The organism is Coleofasciculus sp. (assembly GCF_046539235.1).
Taxonomy (GTDB): domain Bacteria; phylum Cyanobacteriota; class Cyanobacteriia; order Cyanobacteriales; family Coleofasciculaceae; genus Coleofasciculus.
This window is the reverse complement of the sequence record NZ_JBKHHI010000529.1, coordinates 1-3,870: the sequence shown is the minus strand read 5'-3', so window position 1 is coordinate 3,870 and position 3,870 is coordinate 1. Positions and strand designations below refer to the sequence as shown.

Genomic DNA, 3,870 nt, shown 5'->3' with positions numbered 1-3,870 from the left:
GATCGCATCTTACACCCAAGCGCTTAAATTTGACCCAGATATTGACCTGAATCCAGATACAGACGAAAAAGAAAAGGAACCCAAAGCCGTCGCCCACCAATTTGCTGCACAAGGTAAGGTGGAAGAAGGAGAAAAACTGGCACGACAGGGGGAGGTACAAGAGGCGATCGCATTCTACACCCAAGCCCAAAAACTTGCACCAAACCTGGAAATTCCTGAAATTGCTTTGGATACTCTTTGTTGGCGGGGTACTCTACATGGTCATGCTGCTGACGTGATGTCTTTCTGCGACAAGGGAGTGGAAATGTATCCTCAATACGGTAGTGTTCGTGAAAGTCGTGGTCTGGCTAGGGCACGAACAGGCAATACTGAAGGAGCAATTGAAGATTTTCAATCAGCGATTAAATTGACTGACAAGGATGAAATAAAGTCACGATCTCAGCGCTGGATTAATGAACTCCGCGCCGGGAAAAACCCCTTTACACCAGAAGAACTTGAGAGGCTATTAAATGAATCAATGTGAGACGAACAGAGACGTTCCAGCGAAACGTCTCTACAATTCAATCCTAAATCCCCGCATGACCTAACGCTAACCCTGCAACCAGCATCCCCAGAACCAAAAACGGTTGAGCGCTGGCTTGATATTTCACATCATTTTCCAGGGGCGATCGCAGAATTCAGGTAATCGGTTTCATTGACTGGAGATGAATTTTCCTTACCTTCTGCCTTAATTTTTCAGGGTAGGTAACGGGGGAGGCGACTCTAACCGCAGGGGCGCAAAATAACGACTTTTAACCACACTATTCGGCTTCCAGGGTGGATGCCAATAGACGTCTTGAATCACTGCTTTAGTATCATCCGGCGACCATTGAAAACTGACAACGCTAATGTTATTACAGCCGACAATTTCATCACCCTCTTGTAGCCAGCGATTGCGCCATAACCAGGATAGGGAATTTAACAGGATTTTTCGCCATGATGGTGACGTTTTGCCGGATTCTGGCTGGGGATGTCGTTTCAGCCAAGGAACGGGTTCAGCTTTTTGGCGTTTACTCCATTCTGTTCGATACCGCCAATCGGGTTGCGATCGCTCATCTTTGAGGGCGACTTGCCAAGCAATGTCCCAATTACCTTGAGGAACCTGGATTTGCTGCCAAAAGAGTCCTTGACTGGGGACTGGCACATCTTGGATTCTCACCTTACCGGGAGTAGCGATTATTTCCACCAGTGGCGGCGGTGTCTGCCATCCCACCCAATATTCGGGTTGTTCTAATGCCAGTGATTTGACTTTAGTATGAGCTAAATAGGTCTTGAACTCAGCATTTTTGATTGAACTGGAGGTTAACTGGACTAGCACAGAGGCAGAGTTTTGAGTTGGTGTCTCTTCAGCTTCCCAGATGTAGCCTGCTGCGTGTCTCTGGAGTCTCCCACGGGGATTAGACCAGTAGTTGAGGCGAACGACGTAGCCATAGTGAATATCCCCTGACAGCAACACGATGCGATCGCGTCGTTGAAATAGTGCGGTTAACAACTTACTAAAGGCGACATCGTGAAAGTTCCACGAATCCCCCACATCTGTGCCAAATACCTCACCCTTGCGCCAATGCCACTGTTGGGCGATATCCACTAAAGACGCATGGATCAGGTTTGTCGGTAAAACAATTAACGTGGCTTCAATCTTCGACTTACCCGCCGCTTTAAGCTGATCGGTTGCTTCCAGAGGATCTTCAATCTGCTGGTCAAAGGCTGTCGGTGATAATAGCATCGGCGGCGCGATCATTTGATCCTCTCCCATGGGAAAACCGCGCCATGTCCGCGTATCTAATACAATAACTTCGTGCTTAAAACTTCTAACGCTATAGTGCCAGGTTAAAGTTGGAGTACCATCTGAATTATGCCGATTCAGAATTAAAACTGCTCCATCCTGTTTCAATTTCGGCAATCCTGTTTCGGCTTCAATGTCAGGCACTCCCAAACATTTCCCCATCGTTTCCCAGGCGGATGCATCTGTCCCGGCTGATTCTGACCATTGTTGCAACGCTTGCAAGAATTTTTCTCCCGGTTGCCCCGAGGTAAACTGTTCCGGTGTATTTCCCCACGCCTGACACAAGGCATAAGCTAATAGTCCATTTTGGACAATCCGTCTGCCCAAGGGTTTACCCAAAACCCGGTTACACCACTCCCGATTCAAATACCAATCATCGCTAACATCGTGGTCATCAAAGACCATATAGGTTGGCACATTCGCTAGCGATCGCCTGACTTGCCACAAATAGCTAGCAAAGTCCTGAATGGCATCAACTTCTTCATCCCACGTTTTCGGCTTTTTCCCCCTTGTCTTGCCTTTGGTAAAGGGATTCACCCAAAGTATCGGCGACCAAGACAACAGATACATCGCCAAATATTCACCCAGACTAAATAGATGGCTTTTAGAGCGTTGAGGTTGATTGTCCAGCATCGCGGTTAAGCCAGCATAATTTTGGGCAATTTCTGTGCGCTGTCCTGGTTTCCATTCACTTACTTTTTTCCAGGAATACCCCTTGACAAAATCACCTTTATAGGGCAAATTTTCCTGCCAACCGAGTAACGTATTCCCGATATCACATAGCGCGGCTAACAGGGGATCAGCCACATCATCAGCGTAAATTTGGTCTCCTGTTAAAAAGAGTTGATGGGGTCGATGATTAGGTTGATCGGCTGATTGTTCGATTAAACCATCTAGCAGAGGTAGGGCATCTTGTCCCTTCCCGTGGGCTTTGCGACAGGAACCATGAACGATCCGCAGATGATTTAAGTCATCCGGCGGCATGGCAAATGTGGGCAGATTGTGTTCTAAATAGCTAATGGTGATAACTGGGAAAACCTCTCTGGCGTTGAGGGCATCGTTAAGGGTTTGATTGCGATCGCTAAATTCCAAATCGTAGGCATAAATCTGTCCCGGTTCAAGTAAGTATCCATCTATGGGTTTAGCCGTTACCGCGACAATATGCAGGTATTTGCCCACAGCGACAGTGGCGCGTGATCCAGCCAGCCGTTCCTGATCCAGGGTTTTCCCCTGACCTGCGATCGTGGTATACACTCTAAGTGTGACCGAACTAGACGCTTTCAGTGCCAACCAAACGGTGACGCCATCCGGATCAGTACGCCGCAAGATCGGACCTGCCAAAATGAGCGGCAGGTGTGTCAGTTGTTGCTCAAAGTCGCTGTAGGCGTCGAGTAAAGGCATTGCACTGATAACGTAGATGTGTTGATTAGCCCGTTCAGTTTAAATTGTTCATATTATCTATTATGTCAGACATTAAAAATAGTATCGCAGCGGCTTTTTTAGGATTGGGCTTAGTATTAACGAATTTTTTACCCTCCCTGGCTGATTCGGCTGAGACTGAACCCCCACTCTCTGTATCCTACTGTGTCGAATTAATAATGAGATTTATTCCCGATATGCAACAAGGTACGCCCTTGTTAGAACAAGATATTGAATCAATCAAGCAATGTCAAGAGATGTTTGACACATTGGTCAATGAGCCATTCCTGTCCAAGGTCGAATGTATCAATTTAATTCCCTTAAATTTCCCCTATTTTTTGGGGGCAAGTACTCCTATTGAGGATAATCCATTATCCCTATCCAGATGTAAAGATTTCATTGAAACAGTTTATATTCCATCAGGCTCCATGGAGCCAAACTTGCAAATTAATGATCGCGGCTTATTAGATAAAACAGCCTATAATTCTCGCTTGCCTCAACGGAGTGATATTATTGCATTTCAGTGCGATCGCTTACTTTATCCGAAAAAGGGCGATCAGTGATTGTCATTCGTCATTTGTCATTAGTCATTTGTGATAATTGAACGGTTAGGGCGGGGCGGGTTT

3 protein-coding genes and 1 pseudogene are annotated in these 3,870 nt (G+C 46.4%); 2 read left to right on the top strand and 2 right to left on the bottom strand.

Going from position 1 to position 3,870, the window contains the following annotated elements; translation table 11 throughout:
* Window positions 1–523: tetratricopeptide repeat protein (locus ACLFWI_RS28050; protein WP_446415665.1), on the top strand; the 523-nt coding region annotated here is incomplete at its 5' end.
* A gap of 43 nt (window positions 524–566) precedes the next feature.
* Here ACLFWI_RS28050 and ACLFWI_RS28045 read toward each other — a convergent pair.
* Window positions 567–674 (bottom strand): annotated as a pseudogene (locus ACLFWI_RS28045) (chlorophyll synthase ChlG); the annotation flags it as partial.
* Window positions 675–727: 53 nt separating this feature from the next.
* Window positions 728–3,226, bottom strand: a complete 2,499-nt coding sequence (locus ACLFWI_RS28040; protein WP_446415664.1) for a PhoD-like phosphatase — start codon at window positions 3,224–3,226, stop codon at window positions 728–730.
* Between the two features lie 62 nt (window positions 3,227–3,288).
* Between ACLFWI_RS28040 and ACLFWI_RS28035 the strand changes: the two genes are divergently transcribed.
* Window positions 3,289–3,807: a S26 family signal peptidase gene (locus ACLFWI_RS28035; RefSeq protein ID WP_446415663.1), complete on the top strand. Its 519-nt coding sequence runs from the start codon at window positions 3,289–3,291 to the stop codon at window positions 3,805–3,807.
* Window positions 3,808–3,870 lie beyond the last annotated feature (63 nt).